Annotated in this window: 22 protein-coding genes; 14 read left to right on the forward strand and 8 right to left on the reverse strand. The window is 42.5% G+C overall.

The features are described from left to right. The first annotated feature begins 43 nt into the window (after window positions 1-43). From AC1DYB_RS08010 to AC1DYB_RS08070, 13 genes are all read left to right on the forward strand, one after another. On the forward strand, window positions 44-400 hold the full coding sequence (locus tag AC1DYB_RS08010) for a DUF6799 domain-containing protein (protein WP_477433866.1): 357 nt from the start codon (window positions 44-46) through the stop codon (window positions 398-400). Between the two features lie 459 nt (window positions 401-859). After that, the gene (locus AC1DYB_RS08015; protein WP_477433868.1) at window positions 860-1003 is read left to right on the forward strand and encodes a hypothetical protein; all 144 of its coding nucleotides are present in this window, start codon (window positions 860-862) and stop codon (window positions 1001-1003) included. Between the two features lie 175 nt (window positions 1004-1178). Further along, window positions 1179-1820, forward strand: coding sequence for a PRC-barrel domain-containing protein (locus tag AC1DYB_RS08020; RefSeq protein WP_477433870.1), 642 nt, complete (start codon window positions 1179-1181; stop codon window positions 1818-1820). Window positions 1821-1896: 76 nt separating this feature from the next. Further along, entirely contained in the window at window positions 1897-2637 is a 741-nt protein-coding gene (gene ppk2, locus AC1DYB_RS08025; protein ID WP_477433872.1) for a polyphosphate kinase 2, read from the forward strand. Between the two features lie 15 nt (window positions 2638-2652). After that, window positions 2653-4104 (forward strand): F0F1 ATP synthase subunit beta, encoded by a 1452-nt coding sequence (atpD, locus tag AC1DYB_RS08030; protein WP_477433874.1) that lies wholly within the window; start codon window positions 2653-2655, stop codon window positions 4102-4104. A gap of 29 nt (window positions 4105-4133) precedes the next feature. After that, the gene (locus tag AC1DYB_RS08035; protein WP_477433876.1) at window positions 4134-4517 is read left to right on the forward strand and encodes a F0F1 ATP synthase subunit epsilon; all 384 of its coding nucleotides are present in this window, start codon (window positions 4134-4136) and stop codon (window positions 4515-4517) included. Continuing rightward, window positions 4518-4808, forward strand: a complete 291-nt coding sequence (locus AC1DYB_RS08040; RefSeq protein WP_477433878.1) for an AtpZ/AtpI family protein — start codon at window positions 4518-4520, stop codon at window positions 4806-4808. Window positions 4809-4863: 55 nt separating this feature from the next. Continuing rightward, on the forward strand, window positions 4864-5157 hold the full coding sequence (locus AC1DYB_RS08045; protein WP_477433880.1) for an N-ATPase subunit AtpR: 294 nt from the start codon (window positions 4864-4866) through the stop codon (window positions 5155-5157). Continuing rightward, window positions 5154-5864, forward strand: a complete 711-nt coding sequence (locus tag AC1DYB_RS08050; RefSeq protein ID WP_477433882.1) for a F0F1 ATP synthase subunit A — start codon at window positions 5154-5156, stop codon at window positions 5862-5864. The genes AC1DYB_RS08045 and AC1DYB_RS08050 overlap by 4 nt, the downstream gene beginning before the upstream one ends. Before the next feature lie 3 nt (window positions 5865-5867). Beyond that, window positions 5868-6137, forward strand: coding sequence for a F0F1 ATP synthase subunit C (locus AC1DYB_RS08055; RefSeq protein ID WP_477433884.1), 270 nt, complete (start codon window positions 5868-5870; stop codon window positions 6135-6137). 7 nt (window positions 6138-6144) lie between these two features. Next, entirely contained in the window at window positions 6145-6921 is a 777-nt protein-coding gene (locus tag AC1DYB_RS08060; protein ID WP_477433886.1) for a F0F1 ATP synthase subunit B family protein, read from the forward strand. 4 nt (window positions 6922-6925) lie between these two features. Next, window positions 6926-8473 carry an alternate F1F0 ATPase, F1 subunit alpha gene (locus tag AC1DYB_RS08065; protein ID WP_477433888.1) on the forward strand — a complete coding sequence of 516 codons (1548 nt, stop codon included), beginning with the start codon at window positions 6926-6928 and terminating at the stop codon, window positions 8471-8473. Further along, window positions 8473-9366, forward strand: coding sequence for a F0F1 ATP synthase subunit gamma (locus AC1DYB_RS08070; protein WP_477433890.1), 894 nt, complete (start codon window positions 8473-8475; stop codon window positions 9364-9366). The genes AC1DYB_RS08065 and AC1DYB_RS08070 overlap by 1 nt, the downstream gene beginning before the upstream one ends. Window positions 9367-9759: 393 nt before the next feature. Here the strand turns inward: AC1DYB_RS08070 and AC1DYB_RS08075 are convergent, their stop codons facing one another. The 3 genes from AC1DYB_RS08075 to AC1DYB_RS08085 all read right to left on the reverse strand — a co-directional run bounded on the left by AC1DYB_RS08075 (window position 9760) and on the right by AC1DYB_RS08085 (window position 12672). Further along, complete coding sequence (locus AC1DYB_RS08075) at window positions 9760-10194, reverse strand: hypothetical protein (RefSeq protein WP_477433892.1); 435 nt, start codon at window positions 10192-10194, stop codon at window positions 9760-9762. A gap of 204 nt (window positions 10195-10398) precedes the next feature. Next, window positions 10399-11613 carry a glycoside hydrolase family 130 protein gene (locus AC1DYB_RS08080; protein WP_477433894.1) on the reverse strand — a complete coding sequence of 405 codons (1215 nt, stop codon included), beginning with the start codon at window positions 11611-11613 and terminating at the stop codon, window positions 10399-10401. A gap of 51 nt (window positions 11614-11664) precedes the next feature. Then, window positions 11665-12672, reverse strand: a complete 1008-nt coding sequence (locus AC1DYB_RS08085) for a type I phosphomannose isomerase catalytic subunit (RefSeq protein WP_477433896.1) — start codon at window positions 12670-12672, stop codon at window positions 11665-11667. Window positions 12673-12970: 298 nt separating this feature from the next. On the opposite strand from AC1DYB_RS08085, the gene AC1DYB_RS08090 reads away from it, so the two are divergent. Next, window positions 12971-14212, forward strand: coding sequence for a cation:proton antiporter (locus tag AC1DYB_RS08090; RefSeq protein ID WP_477433898.1), 1242 nt, complete (start codon window positions 12971-12973; stop codon window positions 14210-14212). Window positions 14213-14257: 45 nt separating this feature from the next. Here the strand turns inward: AC1DYB_RS08090 and AC1DYB_RS08095 are convergent, their stop codons facing one another. The 5 genes from AC1DYB_RS08095 to AC1DYB_RS08115 all read right to left on the reverse strand — a co-directional run bounded on the left by AC1DYB_RS08095 (window position 14258) and on the right by AC1DYB_RS08115 (window position 21037). Beyond that, a complete protein-coding gene (locus AC1DYB_RS08095) occupies window positions 14258-15634 on the reverse strand; it encodes a HAMP domain-containing sensor histidine kinase (RefSeq protein ID WP_477433900.1) in 1377 nt (458 codons plus the stop codon). Next, window positions 15631-16311, reverse strand: a complete 681-nt coding sequence (locus tag AC1DYB_RS08100) for a response regulator transcription factor (RefSeq protein ID WP_477433903.1) — start codon at window positions 16309-16311, stop codon at window positions 15631-15633. Before AC1DYB_RS08100 ends, AC1DYB_RS08095 begins: the two co-directional genes overlap by 4 nt. A 145-nt stretch (window positions 16312-16456) precedes the next feature. Further along, complete coding sequence (gene nhaA / locus AC1DYB_RS08105; protein WP_477433905.1) at window positions 16457-17683, reverse strand: Na+/H+ antiporter NhaA; 1227 nt, start codon at window positions 17681-17683, stop codon at window positions 16457-16459. 73 nt (window positions 17684-17756) lie between these two features. Next, complete coding sequence (locus tag AC1DYB_RS08110; protein WP_477433907.1) at window positions 17757-19286, reverse strand: ammonium transporter; 1530 nt, start codon at window positions 19284-19286, stop codon at window positions 17757-17759. 866 nt (window positions 19287-20152) lie between these two features. Further along, window positions 20153-21037: a mechanosensitive ion channel family protein gene (locus AC1DYB_RS08115; protein ID WP_477433909.1), complete on the reverse strand. Its 885-nt coding sequence runs from the start codon at window positions 21035-21037 to the stop codon at window positions 20153-20155. Between the last annotated feature and the right edge of the window lie 6 nt (window positions 21038-21043).

Raw genomic sequence — 21043 nt, forward strand, 5'->3', positions numbered from 1 at the left:
TAAATGACTGTAGATTAGTAAGCATATATTAAAATTTGAAAACATGAAAAGAATGATGATCTCCTTAATTGCTGTTACACTGGGTTGTAGCGCAATGGCACAAACCAAAATGGCCGACACCTCCATGCATAAGATGTCGCACATGTCTATGAAAAAAATGAATCACTCCGCTATGATGATGGATGGTAAAATGATGACAATGATACATGGCAAAAGCGTGCCAATGACTAAAACAATGACCATGGCCAACGGAACTATGGTGATGACGGATGGTACCGTGAAAATGAAGGATGGTAAAACCATGACGCTAAAAGAAGGCCAATGCATAATGATGAATGGCGAGTTGATGAAAATGCCAATGAAAAAGGGTGTGATGATGAGGGATAGCATGAAAATGTAAAATATATTATGAGCTTCCGTCATCCGGGTAAAAGGTGTCCTTGTTGTTGTAAAAGCACCATCGCTAAGGCACAAAACAATAAAGAACATCAAACAGACCTCCTTCTTCGCCCTTGTTTATAAGACAACTGCAACCCCGATTGTAACAGTGCGTTATAACCTGGGCGGGGGGGGGGGGGAGCCCGTTTGCGGGACAATTTTTATGATGGTAAGCATGACCCTAGAGGCTATAAATATCAGCTTGCGTTAAGTAAACTTGCCATATTAAAGCCACTTTCTCCTCCGGCTCTAAGGTGTGAATCATGTAACTTTTGATTGGAGTTATGTAATATCCATCCGCCTCAAAACCCGACCTTTAACAAAGACGATTCCAGCTTGGTAAAAGCTAACACCGTTTATTTAATTCACATTTAAGATTTGAAATTACGTTTTACAACAAGTTCGGAGGCATGAACTTCATATGGTGGATCATTTGGATGATCATGCTGTTCTGGATATTTGCAACACCTTATATATTCCCGGTCAGCGCATCAGGAAAGATTCGCCGCTTGATATAATAAAAAAAAGACTGGCGTCCGGCATGATCACGAATGATGAATACTAGGAAAAGAAAAAAATCATTAAAGGATGGTATGAGTTTGGTTTGTATAGCCCACCTGGAACGGTAAAAGAAACCGAATAAATGATGAGCGTCATTTTATTCGCATTAGACCATCATTTATTAGCTGAAACGAAAATAGGATTTTTGTTTCAGCATCATTTATAAAGATCAAAACCATATGGAACGCAACGTTAACAGTTTAATATACTACAGCATTGGTGCTTCCGATGGCCCGATCGGAGAGGTTGAGGGATTTTACTTTGATGATGAAAGCTGGAAAATACGTTACCTCATCGTGAAAACGGGCGACTGGCTATCCGGCAGAAAAGTATTGATTGCACCCGGTGCCATAGTTAAACAGCCCTGGAAAAATGGTTTCTTCCCCGTTTCATTAACAAAACAACAGGTTCAGGAGAGCCCGGATATTGATACCGAAAAGCCGGTTTCTCACTTACAGGAGATTGCATTATACGGCCATTACCAATGGGAAAACTACTGGGGTAGCGGTTTTTACGGAGGTGGTTCTTTGGGTATTAGTATGCCCTTTCCTTCAATTGACCGCGAAGTGCTAATTGAGCCAGATAAGGATAAAATATCCGGGAATCAGATTCATTTACGTAGTACAGAACGGGTTACAGGTTATCACATTCATGCAACTGACGGAGAGATCGGTCATGTCAATGACTTTATTATCGACGATCAAACCTGGCAAATTACAGCTATCGTGGTAGATACACATAACTGGTTCGGTGGGAAAAAGGTGGTCATACAGGTCGCCCACATCAGGAAAATTGAGTGGAGTGATAATTGTTGTTCTTAGATATCGCCAAAGCCGGCATAGATCAAAGTCAGCTTTTCAAAGAAGATGACTACCTCCATTTATCGATATCAAGATCATGAAAAATAAAGAAATAATGCACGGGCTATACATTGAGCTGGTCAAGCTGCAAAAAGAAATCATCGCTTCCGGCCTCAAACTGGTAGTAATACTGGAAGGCCGGGATGCAGCCGGTAAAGACGGCACTATAAAAAGAATAGTCAAGCATCTTAGTCCGCGTGAAACTATAGTCGTGGCATTAGGTAAGCCATCAGACCGCCAAGATAGTGAATGGTATTTTCAGCGCTATACCGCCCACCTGCCAGCATCGGGCGAACTGGTGCTTTTTAACCGAAGCTGGTACAACCGCGCAGGGGTAGAAAAAGTCATGAAATTTTGCACAGATAAACAATACAAGTCGTTTTTTAAGGAAGTTGAATTGTTTGAGGAAACACTGGTAAATGCAGGTTTTATCATTTTAAAATACTACCTGGATATCAGTAAAAAGGAACAAGAAAAAAGGCTGGAAGATCGCCATAAAGACCCGCTTAAACAGTGGAAAATAAGCCCAATTGATGAAGCGGCCACCAAACATTGGAAAGACTATTCCGATGCCAGGGATGAAATGCTGTTGAAAACCAATTTCGAACATGCACCCTGGTATATTGTTAAGGCCGACGACAAACATGAAACCCGCATCAACCTGATCAGCCATTTATTGCGGCATTGCGATTACAACAAGGATGAAAAAACCCTGTCGCATACCTGCGATTTGGTCTATCCTGCTACGAAGGAAAATATAAAAGAAAAACTCTTCTAAAATGATCACAAAAAAATGAAGGCAGTCTTAAAAGATGATAAAGAGGTACTAAACCGTGGCAAAATTATTTCGGTACGCGGCAGCGTTATTGATGCCTGGTTCAACCATCCCTTGCCTGCAGTTTATACCTTGCTTCATGCAGGTGAACAACAGGAGATCGCCATCGAAGTATTGGCGCAACTGGACGATCACTTTGTCAGGGGGATTGCGTTAACACCCACACAGGGCCTGGCCCGCGGTATGGAGATAATTACTAACGGACAAGAGTTAAAAGTACCTGTCGGCAAACGAACGTTAGGCAGAATGTTTGATGTTTTTGGCAATACCATTGATCATTTGAAACCATTGGCAGAAGGCGAAAAACGAAACATACATCAGTCGCCACCGCCATTGCACAAACGCTCAACCCAATCCCAGGTTTTTGAAACGGGGATCAAAGCTATTGACATATTAATTCCGCTGGAGCGCGGCGGCAAGGCAGGATTATTCGGCGGTGCGGGCGTAGGCAAAACGGTTTTACTGACTGAAATGATCCATAATATGGTTGGCCAGAATAAAGGTATCAGTCTGTTTTGCGGCATTGGCGAGCGCTGTCGTGAAGGCAATGAACTTTATGAGGCAATGAAAGATGCCGGTCTATTGGAAAATATGATCATGATGTTCGGACAAATGAATGAGCCCCCAGGTGCCCGGTTTCGCGTAGGCCATGCCGCTTTAACAATGGCGGAATATTTTCGCGATGATGAACATAAGGAAGTTTTATTATTGATCGATAATATTTTTAGGTTTATACAGGCGGGTATGGAGGTATCCGGCCTGATGGGTCAAATGCCCTCACGCCTGGGTTATCAGCCTACGCTGGAAACAGAATTATCTGAACTGGAAGAACGTATCGCTAACACCGATGCCGGGGCCATCACGTCTATTCAGGCGGTATATGTACCGGCGGACGATCTTACAGACCCGGCGGCCGTTCATGCGTTTTCACACCTTTCCGCTACTATCGTGCTTTCGAGGGAAAGAGCCAGCGAAGGCTTATATCCATCTATTGATTTTCTGCAATCCAACTCCAAGATGGCAACCCCCGGCATTATAGGAGACAGGCATTATAAACTTGCCCAGCAAATCAGGCAAACCCTGGCTCAATATGAAGACCTTAAAGATATTATTTCCATGCTGGGCATGGAGCAATTATCCACCGGTGACAGGTTAGTAGTCAACCGGGCGCGTCGACTGGAGCGTTTTCTGACGCAACCTTTTTTCGCCACTGAACAATTCAGCGGCGTGAAAGGCGAAGTGGTCAGCTTAAAAGACGCGCTGAATGGTTGTGAGCGTATCCTGGCTGATGAATTTAAAGACCTGCCGGAGAATGCTTTTTACATGATCGGAAATATTGATGAAGCTTTAAATAATAAGGACAAGGGCGCTAAAAAGGATGAGCGGGTAGCGGCTACTTCTCCCAAATAGGTTATTAAACAATAGAAAAATAAAATATCATGGACCTCAAGATCTTACTTCCGTACAAAGTTTTCGCCGATATCAAAAACGTATATAGTGTTGTTGCGGAAACAAGCGAAGGTTCTTTTGGCTTCCTGCCGCTACGGTTGGATTGTGTGGCAGTTTTGGTGCCCGGTATTTTCGCTTACAAAACAGATAAGGTTCATTATTTGGCGGTGGACGAAGGGCTGTTAATAAAAGCCGGTAACCAGGTAATGGTTTCCGTCAGGAATGCGGTGGGTGGGGTTGAGCTGGGCAAGCTTGCCGATACCATACAAAACGAGTTTAAAGCGATAAGCGCCGATGAGGAAAAAGTGAGGTATATGGCATCAAAGCTGGAAAACGGGTTTCTATCCAGACTAAAGAAATTTCGGGAGGTGTAAATGGCAAGATCAGGAAAGGATGATGGCGATATTTTTCACCGCTTGATCTCGGAAAAGGAAAAACGAAAGCTAAAGGCGCTTAGTGAAAAAAAGCGGGCAGAGTGGTTTGGCCTGGGTATGTTCGGAATGGTCGGTTGGTCCGTTACCGTGCCGACATTTTTGGGTACTATCGGTGGCATATGGTTGGATAAAAATTACCCACAGTCGTTTTCATGGACAATAACCGGTTTGATATCTGGTTTAGCCGCCGGCTGCTTCATCGCATGGAATTGGGTAATTAAACAAGATTAAGCCCCACCCAACCGTCCCCGGTAGGGAGGGCTTTTAAAAATAAAGGAGGATAAAAATGATGATCATAGCATTAATAAGCGGAACAATATTAGGAGTGATATTCTTTGGCGGCCTTTGGTTCACGGTCAAAAAAACAGTGGGGAGCAGTTACGCAGCCATCTGGATACTGGGTAGTGCCCTTGTCCGGACGGTTATTGTTTTAACCGGGTTTTATTTTGTCGCACAAGGAAACTGGCAACGATTGTTAATAGCTGTGGCGGGATTTATTGCCGCGCGATTTTTAGTAATGAGGGTTACCAAAGCGCTTGATCAAAAACAAACTATACTAACTGCAACAACTCAGCCATGAATTTAACACCGGATCAGACCGTTTTTTGGAGCCGTGGTTTCATCACCATTAACCTCACCATAATCACTACCTGGTGCATCATGTTATTTATGGTTATAGGGGCAAAACTGGTGACACGCAAGTTAAAAACCACACATAAAATTTCCCGCTGGCAATGCATGCTGGAAATAATCGTGACCGGGATAAAGGATCAGATCCAGGAAGTCGGCCTGGAAAATCCCGGTCAATATATCGGCTTTATAGGTACACTGTTCCTGTTTATAGCGATGTGTAATCTTTGGATCATACTGCCTTGGTACGAGCCGCCAACCGGCTCGCTGTCAACTACGGCGGCACTGGCTATCGCCGTATTCCTGGCAGTTCCTTTTTTCGGAATTCAGAAGAGCGGCTTCTTTGCCTATCTGAAGACCTACGTTAAGCCTACTTTTATTATGCTGCCCTTTAATATCATCAGCGAACTGTCGCGGACCCTGGCATTGGCGATCAGGTTGTTCGGCAATATCATGAGCGGCGGGATGATCATTGCTATTTTACTAAGCATATCGCCATTATTTATACCGATTGTAATGAAAGCCCTCGGGCTGCTTACCGGCATGGTGCAGGCCTATATATTCAGCATCCTGGCCACGGTTTATATCGCGGCAGCGGTACAGGAAAGCATCAAGAAGAAAAAATTAATACATCAAACACTAATTAAAGGAAGATAAAAAATGGATAATGTATCAGCAATAGCAATAGCTTCAATTATTACGGCAGGCCTTACAACGGGCATCGGCTGTATGCTCCCCGCCTTGAGCGAAGGTAAAGCGGTTGCTACCGCTTTGAGTTCAATTGCACAGCAGCCCGATGCGGCGCCAACCATAACCAGGACCTTGTTTGTTGGGCTGGCGATGATCGAATCAACGGCTATTTATTGTTTCGTTGTATCTATGATATTGATATTCGCAAATCCGTTCTGGACGCATATCATCGCTAAATAATTACATCATGCAAATTAACTGGTTCACAGTAATAGCCCAGCTCGTCAATTTCCTGATTTTGGTATGGCTGATGAAGAAATATCTTTATAAGCCAATTCTGCAGGCTATCGATGAGCGCGAAAAAAAAATAGCGGCCGAACTTGCCGATGCTAAAAGCAAAGTGGCTGAGGCCAAAAGCGAGCAGAATGAATTTCAAAAGAAAAACGATGCCTTTGACCAACATAAAAAGAAAATGATGGACAAGGTAACAGCCGATGCGGAAAATGAGCGTCAAAAGCTAATTGATGCCGCAAAGACGGAAGCAGCAGCGATAAAGCATAAACTGGAAGAAGCCTCAAAGCAATTGCACGAAAGCTGGAATGAACAGTTAGTGCAAAAGACCCAGGAAGAAGTTTTATCCATTACAAAAAGAGCCCTTTCCGAACTGGCCTCCACCAACCTGGAGGAGCAAACCGTTCATGTTTTTATCAGGAATATTAACGCAATACCAGAAAAGGACAAAAAACAATTCATCGATGCTTTTCATTCAGATTCGGGGCCATTAGCCATAAAGAGTGCCTTTGATCTTCCTGAAAAAGAACAAAAAAGTATCAGAACGGCTATAGCTGGATTACTTGGGCCCGATGTTAAATATGCATTTGAAACTGATCCGAAAATGATCAGTGGGATTGAATTGATAACGGAGGGCTACAAACTCTCCTGGAGTTTTGCGGCATACATGAGTTCACTCAAAAAAAGTATTGCCTCAAGTGTAAAAGAATCCCCCATTGCAGTTAAGCAATAACGATATGCCAGCAACCTCTTTAAAAAACAACATTGCACACACTTTCGAATCTCTGGATAAGGGAATCGCGAAACATGTATTCCCATTTGCCCTACGTGAGGTCGGCCATGTGACAAGCGTAGCGACCGGAATTGTAAAAGTTTCAGGACTCGAAGGCGCAGGGTTTGAAGAACTGCTGAAATTCTCAGAAAATCTTTACGGTATTGCCTATAACCTCGATGAAAGGGAGATTGGCGTAATACTCCTTGGGGAGGACACCTTATTGAACGCGGGCGACGAAGTAGAACGTACCGGCAGGGTGATGGACATCCCGGTAGGTGATCACCTGATTGGCCGGGTCATAGATCCAATGGGCATACCTATTGATGGTAAAGGTGCCATATCTACTACTAAAAGACTGCCCATTGAAAGGCCTGCCCCTGCCATAATGAATAGGACTGCGGTAAACGCACCATTACAAACCGGGATAAAGGTTATTGACGCGTTGATCCCAATTGGCCGCGGCCAGCGCGAATTGATCGTTGGCGACCGGCAAACCGGGAAAACACAAATTGCTATTGATACCATCCTTAATCAGCGGGGAAAAGATGTGATGTGTGTATATTGTGCTATCGGGCAGCGTGCAGCGGCAGTCGCCAAGGTAATTGCCACCCTTGAAGAAAAAGGGGCTATGGAATATACCGTTGTTATGGTTGCTGAAGGGAATCAAACGGCCGGGCTAAAATACATCGCACCTTATGCGGCAACCAGTATCGCAGAATATTTTATGGAAGAGGGCCGCAATGTTTTGATTGTGTATGACGACCTCACCCATCATGCGCGCGCTTACCGGGAGTTATCGCTGTTGTTGCGCAGGCCGCCCGGACGGGAGGCTTTTCCAGGTGATATTTTTTATATTCATTCCAGGTTATTGGAAAGGGCTACACACCTTAACGATAAATTAAAGGGCGGCTCGCTGACCGCGCTGCCAATTATTGAAACGGAAGCGCAAAATATTTCCGCATACATTCCAACCAACCTGATCTCCATTACAGATGGCCAGATCTATCTTTCCCCCAAATTATTCGAAGCCGGCATTTTACCAGCGGTTGATGTGAGGAAGTCTGTTTCACGTGTAGGCTCAAATGCACAGTTACCCGCCTATAAAGCTATTGTAAACCTTAAATTGCAATATGCTCAATTTGAAGAACTGGAAAATTTTTCACGGTTTGGCACCCGTTTAGATGAAAACACCAAAAAAATTATTGACCACGGGGAACGTATCCGAAGTTGCCTCAAACAAAACGAACTTCATCCATTAACGGTGCCGCAGCAGATCGTGGTATTGCTTGCATTAACAAACGGTATTTTTGACAATGTTACTGTAGACAAGGTACAAGATGCTGAAGACAATATGCTGAAAAGTATGGATCAATTCCCCGGTGAATTACTTAATCGACTATTTGGTGCCCTGCCTTTAAATGATGAAGATCATGATCTGATCCTGAAAATCGCTGGTGAACTACTCGCTCCTTATAAGGAAAAGGCCGAGCCAGATCAAACCCCAAAGTAATGGATACTTTAGAAGATCTGAACGGGAAACTCGATGGCGCAAAAGACATTAAATCTGTTGTGAAAGCGATGAAGGCTATGGCCGCTTCCAGGATAACGGAATATGAATCGGCTGTAAAGTCGCTCGGGGATTACTACCATACCGTAAAATTGGGGATCAAGGCCTACCTAACAGCAGAAAAAATTCAGACAGTAATTCAAAAGCCGGTAATTCAGCCATCTAATGATCAGATCGTTTGCGCTATTGTTTTCTGTTCTGACCTGGGCCTGGTCGGGCAATTTAACGATTTGATCTCGGGGTATGTGCAGCGATCATTAAAGTCGATACCTGGCAAAAAAGAGGTTTGGGCGATCGGAGAGCGTGTGCAGGCACTGTTGACCGATGCCGGGCTGCCGATTACAAAATCTTATCCTGTTCCGGGTTCGATAGATGCGGTTACATCGCTTGTTCAGCATATTTTAATCGATATGGAAACCATCCGCGAAACACGCGATGTAAAGCAATTTTATTTGTTCCATAACCAGCCAAAAATAGGTTCCGGTTACGATGCGGTAATGCAGCGTTTGTTGCCGCTTGACGACCAATGGATGCAGGAGATTATAACGACACCATGGCCCACCAATAATATACCTGGAGTAGCCGGAAATTCAATAGCCACATTAACAGCACTCATTAACGCCTATTTGTTTGTATCGGTTTTTAGGGCTTGCGCAGAATCGCTGGCGGCTGAAAATGCAAGCAGGTTGGAAGCCATGCAGCGCGCGGAAAAAAGCATAGGTGATATGTTAGATAGCCTCGGTAAGAAATTCCAGAGTTTGCGCCAAAGTACGATCGACGAAGAACTTTTCGATGTGGTTTCAGGATTTGAAGCCTTGAAAAACACACATCGTTAACACAAATACGACCACTAAAACGATCATATGACAACTATTAAAAATATTAGAACATTAACCGCCGGGCAGCTTTTCAACGTGCTAAAAAGGGACTTCGCCGAATATGTGAATTCAAAATAGATTCTACCTTAACGATCGAATATGCTCACGTTTATAATCTGATCAATGTATTATTCCCTGAGGTTATTGAAGGCAATGCCTTTATAATAATCGTTACTGAAGATGAAATAACTATTGCCAAAAATGAAGAAGGTATGGAATATGACGCAGATCTTCTTGAAAAGTATTTAGTAGATTTTCTTATCGAAAAATGTGAGTAACCTTGCGTTAAGGTTCCGCCGAAACGATACTATCCAGTACAAAACGGCTGAAACCCTGCCAAGGCAGCGAATATTAAATGGTTAGTCCTTTTATAGGAATGGGAAATAAAAAATCTTCCAGCACGCTATGATGCGCCTCGGATACATGTTCTTTAAATGATTTCATGCTTTGGTGCATCGCATTGGCGTATGCCGGGCTGAATTTTTTCAGTAGTTCTTTTATCCTGCGTAACTCTACCTTAATGGCCACATCGCGCTGGAGTTTGCCTTTCGGTAGTTCATTGTCGATCTGTTCCAAATTTGTTTTAAAAACCCGATCAGCTTGTTCATAAAAACCGAGCAGTAACGGGTCCGCCGTATAAGTTTTAGTATGATCAAACTCGATAGCGCTGTTTTTTTCAGCCTCATCCGTTTCACCATTTGCATTGGCTGCCAGCAGTGATATATAAACAGGGAATTTAAGTAAGGCTTTTTGATCTTCTTCAGATAGTTCCTGGTAGGTGTCCATAGTTCAAATTTTAATCTTAATTAAGTTTAAGTCTTTGAATAGACCCACAAAATAATGATGAACCGGTTTGTTCTTAAGCTTAATCGAGAAGTGTATTTAAATAACTTTTAATCTGCCAATTTGTTTGATAAGACCGTGCAATTTGTCATGATTAACTTGTGGTGAAAGGAATTCTTTCTCAAAAGGAATATAATCAGATTTAAATCATAGCCATTCCAGGCTTTCAGGAAGATCAAGACGCGCCACCCCGATCCTGTTATCGGCCATGCCGTAATATACATCATAGCGGTCCGGCATGCCGATATCATTCCGCTGGTCTATTCCTGTCGGAAAAACAACATCAGCGATAATCCCGACTTTTTCTTCAGGAAGGGTTGGCACCAATACCGGCTCAAATGACCTGAACGCAATATCGTAAGGGTTATCGGCAGATAGAAACATTACTCCGGCCGAATAAATCAATTGCTGCCTCTCAGGCGTTGAGTGAGAACTTGCGTGTACGCCATGATACATAAACATCCAGCCGAATCGTGTCATTACCGGCGGTGTGCCGGAACCTATTTTTATGTTTTCCCAGTCAAATACCGGGACAGCGAGCGGCCGGTGAGATGTGAATGCCGCCGGGTGCCATTTTTCGCTTTCCTGTTTTTCCGGGTGAATGTGGCAATAAGATAGCCAGATACATTCATGGTATTTATCCATCGCTTTATCCCATGGATGCGCTGCTTTTTCTTCGGGTGATGTGCCGGGGAACAGAGGGCGATGCAGCATACCAAGGGCACGGTGGCCATGCGGGCTTGGTATTTGCATTGGGAAAACGCAGGCGTCTTTATTATTGATATGATTGAATTCAATATTTTCGTAAGGTTTATAGGTAACCAATCCAAGCCGTTCCCAGGTTAATAAATCTTGCGATTGAGCCATGGCGATCCTTGGGCCATCAGGTGAAAATGCTGTATAGGTCATGATGTAGCGCTCTAAAGGCTCAACGTAGGACACACGAGGATCTTCACAACCGCCACCGCCATCGGAACGCTTCTCATAATCCGCTTCCGGCTCCAGGGCAATGCCTAAACGTTCAACACCTGTAGGGTCTCCTGCATCATTGAACAGTACCTTAACAATGCCGATCCTCGAATAATTATCTTTTGTAGCAACTCGCGGAAACAGGTATAAATTCCCGTCTTTTCCCCTCACTGCGGCCGGGTTCAAAACACCGCCAGCTTCCATCGGGTTATTCATATCAGGCTCCATGATCGTGCCTAACCGCTTCAATTTTAATCCATCCATAGGTTTAGTTTTGGCAGGTGATGTTCGTTTGGATAATGATTTTATTAGTATCCTCAGGGCCGAGTGCCTGAATACAGGCCGCGCCAGTTGTTTTACCCGGATGATCATTTCCACCTTCAAAAAGGGCATCACCCATAAAATAACATGCCTACTTTATCGACCTTAAGCACATCTTTCATATTACGAATTGGTTATTGGCACACGTTTAACAGGTATAGCTATTTCCAGCAATGTAATTTCAGTATCCGGTTGAAAATTGCATTGGCCGATCAATGCGGGTAACAACATGACATCACCTTTGTTTATGCTGAAATCATTCCCATCATAGGTTAGTTTTCCATTACCATCTATACAAACTAAAATACGCGGCTCATTTTTACATCCTGCAGTGAAAAAGGAATCGCTTTTAGTGCGCCATAATATAAAGTGCTCATTATCGAATAATTTTTCGGTTTTTTGATTATCTTCTTCATAAACGGGTATTACTGGGCCAATATCAACTTGGTCAAAATCAATACATGCAAGTGCCTCGTCCACTTGGAGATCGCGGTGTTTACCTGTTTTGGCATCAGTACGATCCCAGTCATATAAACGGAAAGTGACATCACTGTTTTCCTGCACCTCAAAAACAACTGCTCCCTGAAGGGTATGTACCGTGCCTGAATGGATAAATATACCATCGCCCGGTTTAGGCACAAAGCTATGGAGGTGCTCGTCCACGCAATTGTTTTGCACCGCTTTGCGTAAATTCTGTTCGTTGGTTCCAGGCGTTAACCCGGCGTATATAAGGCTATCTTCAGCAGTTTCTAAAACTACCCAGGCTTCTGTTTTTCCGGTATCTCCCTTGGGTATAAATTTCTTTTGATCGTCTGATGGGTGTACCTGCACCGACAACACTTCTTTACAGTCTAAAAATTTCAACAGTAAAGGAAAACGGTCAAACTCGTCCTTTAACTTCCCCATTACCTCATATGGATAATCTGTCATCAATTGAGTAATCGTACGACCCTGTAAAGCTCCTTCAGAAACCATACTGGCATGATCCTTTCTGTCGCTTAGTATCCATGCCTCACCGACAGGTTCATCATTTGGCAACGGTTTGGAAAGCAGGCTTTCTAATTTCCTTCCTCCCCACAAACGATACTGGTAGATAGGTTCGAATTTTAATGGATACAATAAACTTTTCATACCATGTATATAAGCTTATTTACCCGAATTAGTTTTGATTATTATTGGCTTGCTTTGTTCGGCTTTACCTGGAAACAATTTTATTGACTTGAAGATTTATTGAATAATCAGACAGCCCCTTCGTTTGTAGTTAACTTTATATAGTGTGACTAACTCCGTTTAATTTGATAATTTAGCTGAAATGAGTAAAGTGATCGCAGGTGTTGTTTAACCGTGAATTGAATTAATTGAAAGTGTTAGATCCGAACGCGCTAGACACTTACCCCAATTTAACACGTTGCAATAATTATATCTCTTGATGAATATTAACGAAATACTTACTATTACCATCGTACTGGCTGCGATATTTGCATATATCAATCACAGGTGGATCAAATGGCCCCCTACAATTGGTATCATGATCCTTTCCCTGGTTTCTTCCATACTCATGGTGGTCTTGGGCAGCTCGCATTACCTGCTCTCCAGGAAAGCCATTGAACTGGCCTCTTCTATCGATTTTCAGGACGTATTGATGAATTTTATGCTCAGTTTTTTATTGTTTGCAGGAGCGATTCACATTGATGCGGGCAAATTAAAGCAGGAAAGAGTCCCGGTGATCGTACTGGCTACTATCGGTATTCTGATCTCCACTTTTCTGATTGGCGGAATGGTATGGTTTTTATTTGGTCTGTTTCATTTCCCGATTCCGTTTATATACTGTCTGCTTTTTGGCGCATTAATATCTCCCACCGATCCGATAGCGGTTTTAGGTATATTAAAAGAAGCTAAAATACCGGCTTCGCTTGAACTTAAGATCTCCGGAGAATCCCTGTTCAATGACGGTGTTGCGGTAGTGATTTTTATAAGCATTGCCGAGGTAGCCAGATCAGGAGATTTTTCGGCTGTGGATGTCGGCAAATTATTTTTTCAGGAAGCCATTGGCGGTCTGTTGTTTGGTGCCATTTTGGGCTACGCCGGCTTTCGGGCGCTGCGTTCTATCGACGATTATAAAGTGGAAACGCTGATCACCCTGGCGGTTGTAATGGGCGGTTATTTTATCGCGGGGCATCTCCATGTTTCCGGACCGCTGGCTATGGTGGTGGCCGGGATGATCATCGGTAACAAAGCCAAAGGGGAAGGTGTTTCGGCTATTACCAGGGACTATCTGGGCAAATTCTGGGAGCTGATCGATGAAATTCTTAACGCAGTGCTTTTTCTTTTTATCGGACTGGAAATGCTGATCATCAAAGTTAATACCACAGTGCTGATCATTGCCGGGTTTTCTATCCTGATTGTATTGTTAGCTCGATGGGTCTCTGTGATCATCCCGGTTTTCTTTTTAAGGTATAAAATTAAATTCGAAAGGAATGCTGTTGCCATCCTGACCTGGGGTGGCTTACGGGGTGGAATTTCCGTAGCCCTGGCTCTTTCTCTGGGGACCAATATGTATCGTGATCAGTTTGTTCTGATAACTTATGTGATCGTGGTGTTCTCGATATTAGTACAGGGGTTAACTATTGGAAAACTAGCAAAGAGACTACTGAAACCAGTTAATCAGTAACAGTAATTATGCAGTGGTGATTTTAAACGATTAAACTTGATTCTTTTAGATCTCCCGGTACAGCGAAAATAATACCTGTACCTGGTTGGTATTCTGATCGATGATATTATAGATAACATGGGCTTTATGATATTCGATTACCCGCTTAACAATACTCAACCCGATTCCGCTTCCCGCAACGTTTCCAATATTAGTGCCCCGATAAAAGGCGGTAAAAAGAGTGGCCGTATCTTTAATCTTCGGTACCTCACCTGTATTTGTGATCACGAGTTCTATTCCCTCATCACCCTGTCTGATTAGGCATTCCAATAAATTATTATCAGAGTAGATATAGGCATTTTTAAACAGGTTTAACAGCGCGATTTTTAACAAGGTCTCGTCACCCAGAATTTCGGGCTCTGTTGTACTCCCCGTGTTGTTCTCGATTTCAAACTTTAATTTAAAATCCGGAAAAACTTTTGAAAGGTCGGCTACGGAATTAAATATCAGCTCATCCAGCCTGATCTTGGTGAAAGAGAATTTATGTTCACTGCTGTTAATATCTGCCAATGCTACCAATGAACTGATGATTTCTGAAAGCTGAAATGTATCTTCAAAAATGCTGGTCAGGTTTGCCCTCCAGATTTCGTTTATGCCTGGCTGGTGGATTAAATTCTCCAACTGTGCTGCTACACGGGCAACAGGTGTACGCAATTCGTGGGAAGCATTGCCCGTAAATTCTTTTTGCCTGTTATAGGCATTGTCAATCCGGTCCATCATCTGGTTAAAGGAATGGGCCAATGCATTGATTTCATCTTCCCGCTTGGCTTCCGATAGCCTGATCTTTAAATTACTATCCGTAATCTCCTGAATTCGTTTGCGGAAATTATCCAGTGGTCGCAGCGCTTTTTTACTTAAACTAAAAGATAAAACCCAAACGACGGTAGTGCCAATGATAAAAGCCCCCAATAGCAGGTATTTTAAATAATTAAGTTTATGGTTGTCGTAGGTGTCTTCGGCGGAGACGACAACATAATAATGTTTGTGGTCATACGTATAATACAGCCCGAGTATATCATACTGCGCTGTCTTTTTAAATATCCTGCGTTTTTTTCTTATTTGGTCAAGATCAGCTTTTGTTAAATTTATGGTTAATGTATCGTTGCTATTGTAAATAAGTTTGTAATTTTCATCGTAGATCTGGGTGTTTTCCTTGTAAAGCTTATTGATACTGTTACTATCGATGATCTTTTGCATCCTATAATCGATCTCTTTCACTTCGATCAGCAACCTTGCCGTAGTCTGCGCTTTTTCGGCCATTAATGCGGAAAACTCACCCTGCCTGAACTGCGCAAAAAGCAGGTAAACCGTTAGCGTAACCGTCGCTAAAAGCACCGAAAAGAGGCAGCTGAAAATAAATGAAAAGCGCTGTTTTAAATTCATTTGAGATAATAGCCAAATCCTGCACGGGTATGAACCAGTGGCCTGTTAAAGCCCTTATCTATTTTGTTTCTTAAATAATTGATATATACTTCTATGGTATTGGTTCCCGTTTCAAAGTTGATATCCCATACCTTAGTCGCTATCGTTTGCTTGGAAACCGGTTTGCCTTCTTCCATCGCGAGTAATTCGATCAATTTGTATTCTTTAGGGGTCAGGGCTATTTCCTTCCCAGCCCTGGTTACCTTCATTTCGCCCGTGTAAATAACGAGATCGTCAACAATAAAAATTTGTTTATTATACTCGTCGATATGATAACTTCTTCGCAGGAGTGCATTAACGCGTACAAATAATTCTTCCAGGTGAAACGGCTTGACGAGATAATCGTCTGCACCGGACTCAAAAGCCATAATTTTGCTCTCAACGTCGCTATAGGCTGTTAACATCATGATCGGTTTAGTTTTATCCGTTACCCGGATTTTTTTACATACTTCAATACCGTTAATAGAAGGAACATTGACATCTAATATAAACAATTCATAATTTTCAGTCTGTAAATGCTTGAAGAACAGTTTGCCGTCGTAAACAACATCACAAATAAGGCCTCTGCTACCAAGAAAAATCTTGATTTCATTGGACATTTTATAATCGTCTTCTAATAGCAGAATTTTGTAAATCATGTATAATGAAGAGATGGTTGTAAAAACGTAACGGACAATGACCCAATATACAGATAAAGCTCCGGTTGATTAGTCCGAAGCTTTAAGTAGTTTCAATTATTTCCCTAAATAAAAGACCCAAAACAAGATATATAGTAAATATAACTTATCCTAACTCCAGCTCCAGCTTACCTTCGGCTGTTGAAGGGGCTTGCTCTGTTTCACCTGTGTGTTCAAATTTCATATTGACGCTGATGATCATAAAGTAAGCCATGCTGAATATTAATGACAGTAAAACGCTGACTAATATGGCAACTTTAGCGATATCCTGAAATGCTTCGGCTTTAAAGGCCAGCATCGTGGTGAAGATCGACATCGTGAAACCTATGCCTGCCAAAGTTCCCATCCCAAAAACCTGTTTCCATTGCACGTTGCTTGGCAAACTGGCAATTTTGCAGGCAACGAGTATCCGGCTGAACAGGAAAATGCCGATGGGTTTACCGATCACCAGGCCGAAAATGATGCCAAGGCTAACGGTGGTGCCTAAAGAACCTATAATATGTTCCGGCAGTAATATCGCCGTGTTTGCTAAGGCAAACAAAGGGATGATCAGAAAATTCACCGAGCGGTGAATAGCTTTTTCAATTTTTGGCAGTTCCGCAACTGGTGTGGCGAAGGCGACCAAAACGCCGACAATACTTGACTCTATTCCTGAATTAAAGAAAGCATACCAAAGCGCAAGGGAAAGTACAATTTGCATCGGTCCGAATTTGATTTTGACATAATTGACAGCGAACAATGCTGCATAGAGCAACGCACCGATTCCTAAAAACATCCAGTTGATATGCCCGCCATAAAATAGCGCAATAACAACAATAGCCCCCAGGTCATCAATAATGGCCAGTGCCATCAGCAGTATTTTTAAACCTACAGGTATTCGTTTGCCCAGTAAGGACGCTATCCCAACAGAAAAAGCTATGTCGGTAGCGGTTGGTATCCCCCAGCCGTGCAGGTAGCTGGTGTGTAGGTTAAAGGCGACAAATATCAGTGCGGGTACGACCATGCCGCCCAGCGCGGCCCCAAAAGGGAGTACCGCCTTCTTGAAGGATGAAAGTTCTCCGCTTACCAGTTCGCGTTTGATCTCCATGCCGGCCATTAAAAAGAAAAAAGCCATTAAGAAATTGTTGATCCAGCTTAAAAAGTTTTCGGGCATGGGTATAGATGAGAGGGTTATCAGATCATCATGCCAAAACTGCTTGTAGGCAGTTGCGAATCCCGAATTGGCCAGGCACATGGAAAGTACGGTGCAGGCAATTAACATCAGGCCGGTAAAACGGCTGTCGTTAATCAGAATCCTTAATGGATTAATGGCTTTTAATAATATCCTTTTCATGTAGCATTCCCTTTCCTTTTTAATAAAATTACCTGCCCCTCGCAGGCAGGTAATTTTCAACTTTCAAACTTAATTAATCGACGTAGCCCAAAACACCCATTTCTGGTATGTCCAATCCGGCAACTTCGTCTTCCGCTTTTACCCGTATTGGGGTAATTTTATTTGATATCTTGAAGAAGATATACATCACTATAAATACAAAAACGCCGCAGGTGAGTGTACCTACGCATTGCGCACCAAACTGGCTGGCATCACCATAAAACAAACCTTTTACCGGGCCTGCCACACCATTCCATCCATCACCATAAGTACCATCGGCAAACAAGCCCAATGATAATACTCCCCAGGCACCGTTTACACCGTGTACTGCAAAAGCACCTACAGGATCGTCTATTCTGAATTTATTATCCATTAAATGAATGGTTAAAACTACCAGGCAACCTGCTATTGCGCCGATAATAACCGATGATATCGAATTGACGAATGCACAGGGAGCTGTAATAGCCACTAAGCCGGCCAGCATACCATTCGCCAGCATACCCGGATCAGGTTTCTTTTTCTGTATGTAAAGAAGTGCCAATATGGCCAGCGTTCCGGCAGTACCAGCCATCATGGTATTAACCGCAACAATGCTGATACGGAAATCGCCACCCGCTAAAGTCGAACCAGGGTTGAATCCAAACCAGCCCAAAGCCAGGATGAAGGTACCGAGCAAAGCCATTGGTATATTGTGACCGGGAATGGTATTTGCAGTACCATCGGCATTAAATTTACCGATACGCGGCCCAATAATGATAGCACCGGCAAGTGCAGCAACACCACCCACCATGTGTACAACTGATGAGCCCGCAAAATCAACCATGCCATGGCCTAAATGAAAGTTAGCGCCTAATTGAGACAACCATCCGCCGCCCCATACCCAGTTACCATATAAAGGGTATACGAACATAGAGATGAATAAACCGAAAATGAGGAATGATTTAAACGACCATCTTTCGGCCATTGAGCCGGTAGGGATGGTAGCAGTCGTATCCATGAACACCATCTGGAACAGGAACAGTGTAAATACACCTACATCATAGACCTTGCTGTTCAGGAAAAACCCTACAGAACCTGCAATGCCAAAATCATGACCGAATAAGTGCACAACAACTTCATGGCTAATTACGCCGGGAGCACCACCTAAAGTAGCAGCATTTAACGCACCGCCAAACATAAAGGCAAAGCCACATATCCAGAAACCAAACATACCCAACGCGTAAACCAAAAAGTTCATACCCATGGTATGCGCTACATTTTTCTTTTGCGTGAAGCCTGTTTCAACCAGCGCGAAGCCGGCCTGCATGAACATTACGAGGAAACCTGCGATCAGCGTCCACATAATGTTGATGGCGATTTTGTTATGACCAACAGCGTCGCCAAGTTCAGCGGCTGTTGGAGCACCAGGCTTGGCAGCAGTAACATCAGTTATAGTTCCTGTTTTTGAACCGGAAGCATCCTGCGCAAAAGAGCGAACTGGTTCTATTAAAACAAAAACAATGAGTAGAATCATACCTAAGACCAGGTAAGCTGGGATTTTTTTTTGTAGAATTTTAATTTTCATGTGTTGAAAGGGTTAGTTTGGTTTGACTTATATGTAAATTTTAAGCTTTTTTTAATATCAAATCAAAATTAAAAGCATTAGTCGTTATTTTTTAACGCTTTGTAAATGATTTATGCTAAAAATACAGAATAATGAGTCGACAAAACCTTAGAAAAACCTTAGAATTTGAATTGTGTCACATTTTAATGGTTGTTATAAATAGATTTATATAGTTAAATTGAATTTATTCAATTTTTTACACTGATTTTATATTTTAAAACAGCTAAAAACCCGGCTATTAATAATAAATGAATTAATAAAGCAGGGTTTTCTATGAAAATATTAAAATTTCATCACTATGGTCTTGGCAATTATAAAAATCATCCTATTTCTTTGTTTCATCTCTTTGCCGCTCCTTCCATTGAAAAAACGCAAAAGTGAAGGAACTGCGGGAAAACAATCAGTTGAAGTCTATTCTAAATACAGTGTAAATGAGGATGGTTATATTGTTTCGAACGAAGGAGAAAAAAGAGAAATGTAGAAGTCATGTGACTTTATTGAACAATAAACAATATTTTGATAGTATATTTTTTATACCTTTTCAGTTATTAACGTTTTAATGGTGATTGTTGTATCAATATTATTCCTAAGTATGTTTGTTTGCCTAATTGCCGTGCAGCTTCTTCCCAAAGATTAATGGGCGTTTCTGAGCGGAGTTAGGTGGTTTTCTCCTTAAAGGATGTAAGTCCTGGCTGACCAAAGCTAGCTATCAACAAAGGTATGCGGGCCTATAATAGAAAACTGCTGATGATGCCATCTTAATCCTCCTTCAAATCCTTGGCTGATAATAACATTTTAAAATGTAATGGAAGAATTCCAGTAAAAACTTAGCTATCTTTTATCATTTCGTTTAAGGGAACGCCACCTTTAATACCGAAATCCATCGTACGGATAGGAAATGGAATCATGATGTCGTTAGCGTCATATGCTTTTTTTATGCGCATGATCGCCTGACTTTTGACATCCAGGAAATTTATCTGTTCGGTAGTAGCCAACCACAGCCGGATTACGTAGTTAATCGAGCTGTCACCAAACTCTGTATAGAACATGGTGATCTCATCATCAGCCGACAGGCCTTTAATGCCTTTTACCGCTTCCAGGGTTATATGACTTACTTTCTCCAGGTCATCCCCATATGATATTCCCACATTCAAATCCATGCGTCTCTTACCCAACATGGTGTAGTTTTCGATAGGGTTTTGAAAAACATCTTTGTTGGGAATGATAACCATTTGCCCCTGGAAGGTCAGTATTACAGTATCACGCAAATTAATGTCTTCCACCTTGCCCATGTAATCTTTGATCTTGACGATATCTCCGACGTGGATCGGGCTGCGAAAGGAAATAAAAATGCCTGAAATAAAATTTGCCGCGATATCCTGAAATGCAAAAGCCAGGGCAAGTCCCAAAATCCCGGCACCGGCCAGTACCGATGTTACTGCCGTATCCAGGTGCAAAATGCTCAGTACTGTAAAAATAGTCAGGCCGATGAAAGTGATATAAACGATAGATATCAGTAAATTATTAAGGGAAGCGTGTTTTGATATCCGGCTCACCAGCTTTTTGGCCGCCTTTCTGACCAATTTGGCAATATAAAAACCGAGCACCAGCACTACTGCTGATAAGATGATATTGGGCAACAGTTTTATCAGGTCGTGCACCCAGGTAACCAGTTTTTGCGAGATAAGTTGATAAGCTTTTTGAATATCCATTGGATT

The organism is Mucilaginibacter sp. P2_A4, assembly GCF_056405015.1.

Coding starts and splice junctions, on each gene's coding strand:
- AC1DYB_RS08020 (WP_477433870.1), top strand. CDS start 1,179: ATGGAACGCAACGTTAACAGTTTAATATACTACAGCATTGGTGCTTCC.
- AC1DYB_RS08040 (WP_477433878.1), top strand. CDS start 4,518: ATGGCAAGATCAGGAAAGGATGATGGCGATATTTTTCACCGCTTGATC.
- AC1DYB_RS08035 (WP_477433876.1), top strand. CDS start 4,134: ATGGACCTCAAGATCTTACTTCCGTACAAAGTTTTCGCCGATATCAAA.
- atpD (WP_477433874.1), top strand. CDS start 2,653: ATGAAGGCAGTCTTAAAAGATGATAAAGAGGTACTAAACCGTGGCAAA.
- AC1DYB_RS08085 (WP_477433896.1), bottom strand. CDS start 12,672: ATGAAAAGTTTATTGTATCCATTAAAATTCGAACCTATCTACCAGTAT.
- AC1DYB_RS08010 (WP_477433866.1), top strand. CDS start 44: ATGAAAAGAATGATGATCTCCTTAATTGCTGTTACACTGGGTTGTAGC.
- AC1DYB_RS08055 (WP_477433884.1), top strand. CDS start 5,868: ATGGATAATGTATCAGCAATAGCAATAGCTTCAATTATTACGGCAGGC.
- AC1DYB_RS08045 (WP_477433880.1), top strand. CDS start 4,864: ATGATGATCATAGCATTAATAAGCGGAACAATATTAGGAGTGATATTC.
- AC1DYB_RS08075 (WP_477433892.1), bottom strand. CDS start 10,194: ATGGACACCTACCAGGAACTATCTGAAGAAGATCAAAAAGCCTTACTT.
- AC1DYB_RS08050 (WP_477433882.1), top strand. CDS start 5,154: ATGAATTTAACACCGGATCAGACCGTTTTTTGGAGCCGTGGTTTCATC.
- AC1DYB_RS08095 (WP_477433900.1), bottom strand. CDS start 15,634: ATGAATTTAAAACAGCGCTTTTCATTTATTTTCAGCTGCCTCTTTTCG.
- AC1DYB_RS08060 (WP_477433886.1), top strand. CDS start 6,145: ATGCAAATTAACTGGTTCACAGTAATAGCCCAGCTCGTCAATTTCCTG.
- AC1DYB_RS08090 (WP_477433898.1), top strand. CDS start 12,971: ATGAATATTAACGAAATACTTACTATTACCATCGTACTGGCTGCGATA.
- AC1DYB_RS08080 (WP_477433894.1), bottom strand. CDS start 11,613: ATGCCCTTTTTGAAGGTGGAAATGATCATCCGGGTAAAACAACTGGCG.
- AC1DYB_RS08065 (WP_477433888.1), top strand. CDS start 6,926: ATGCCAGCAACCTCTTTAAAAAACAACATTGCACACACTTTCGAATCT.
- AC1DYB_RS08110 (WP_477433907.1), bottom strand. CDS start 19,286: ATGAAAATTAAAATTCTACAAAAAAAAATCCCAGCTTACCTGGTCTTA.
- AC1DYB_RS08070 (WP_477433890.1), top strand. CDS start 8,473: ATGGATACTTTAGAAGATCTGAACGGGAAACTCGATGGCGCAAAAGAC.
- AC1DYB_RS08100 (WP_477433903.1), bottom strand. CDS start 16,311: ATGATTTACAAAATTCTGCTATTAGAAGACGATTATAAAATGTCCAAT.
- ppk2 (WP_477433872.1), top strand. CDS start 1,897: ATGAAAAATAAAGAAATAATGCACGGGCTATACATTGAGCTGGTCAAG.
- nhaA (WP_477433905.1), bottom strand. CDS start 17,683: ATGAAAAGGATATTATTAAAAGCCATTAATCCATTAAGGATTCTGATT.
- AC1DYB_RS08115 (WP_477433909.1), bottom strand. CDS start 21,037: ATGGATATTCAAAAAGCTTATCAACTTATCTCGCAAAAACTGGTTACC.
- AC1DYB_RS08015 (WP_477433868.1), top strand. CDS start 860: ATGGTGGATCATTTGGATGATCATGCTGTTCTGGATATTTGCAACACC.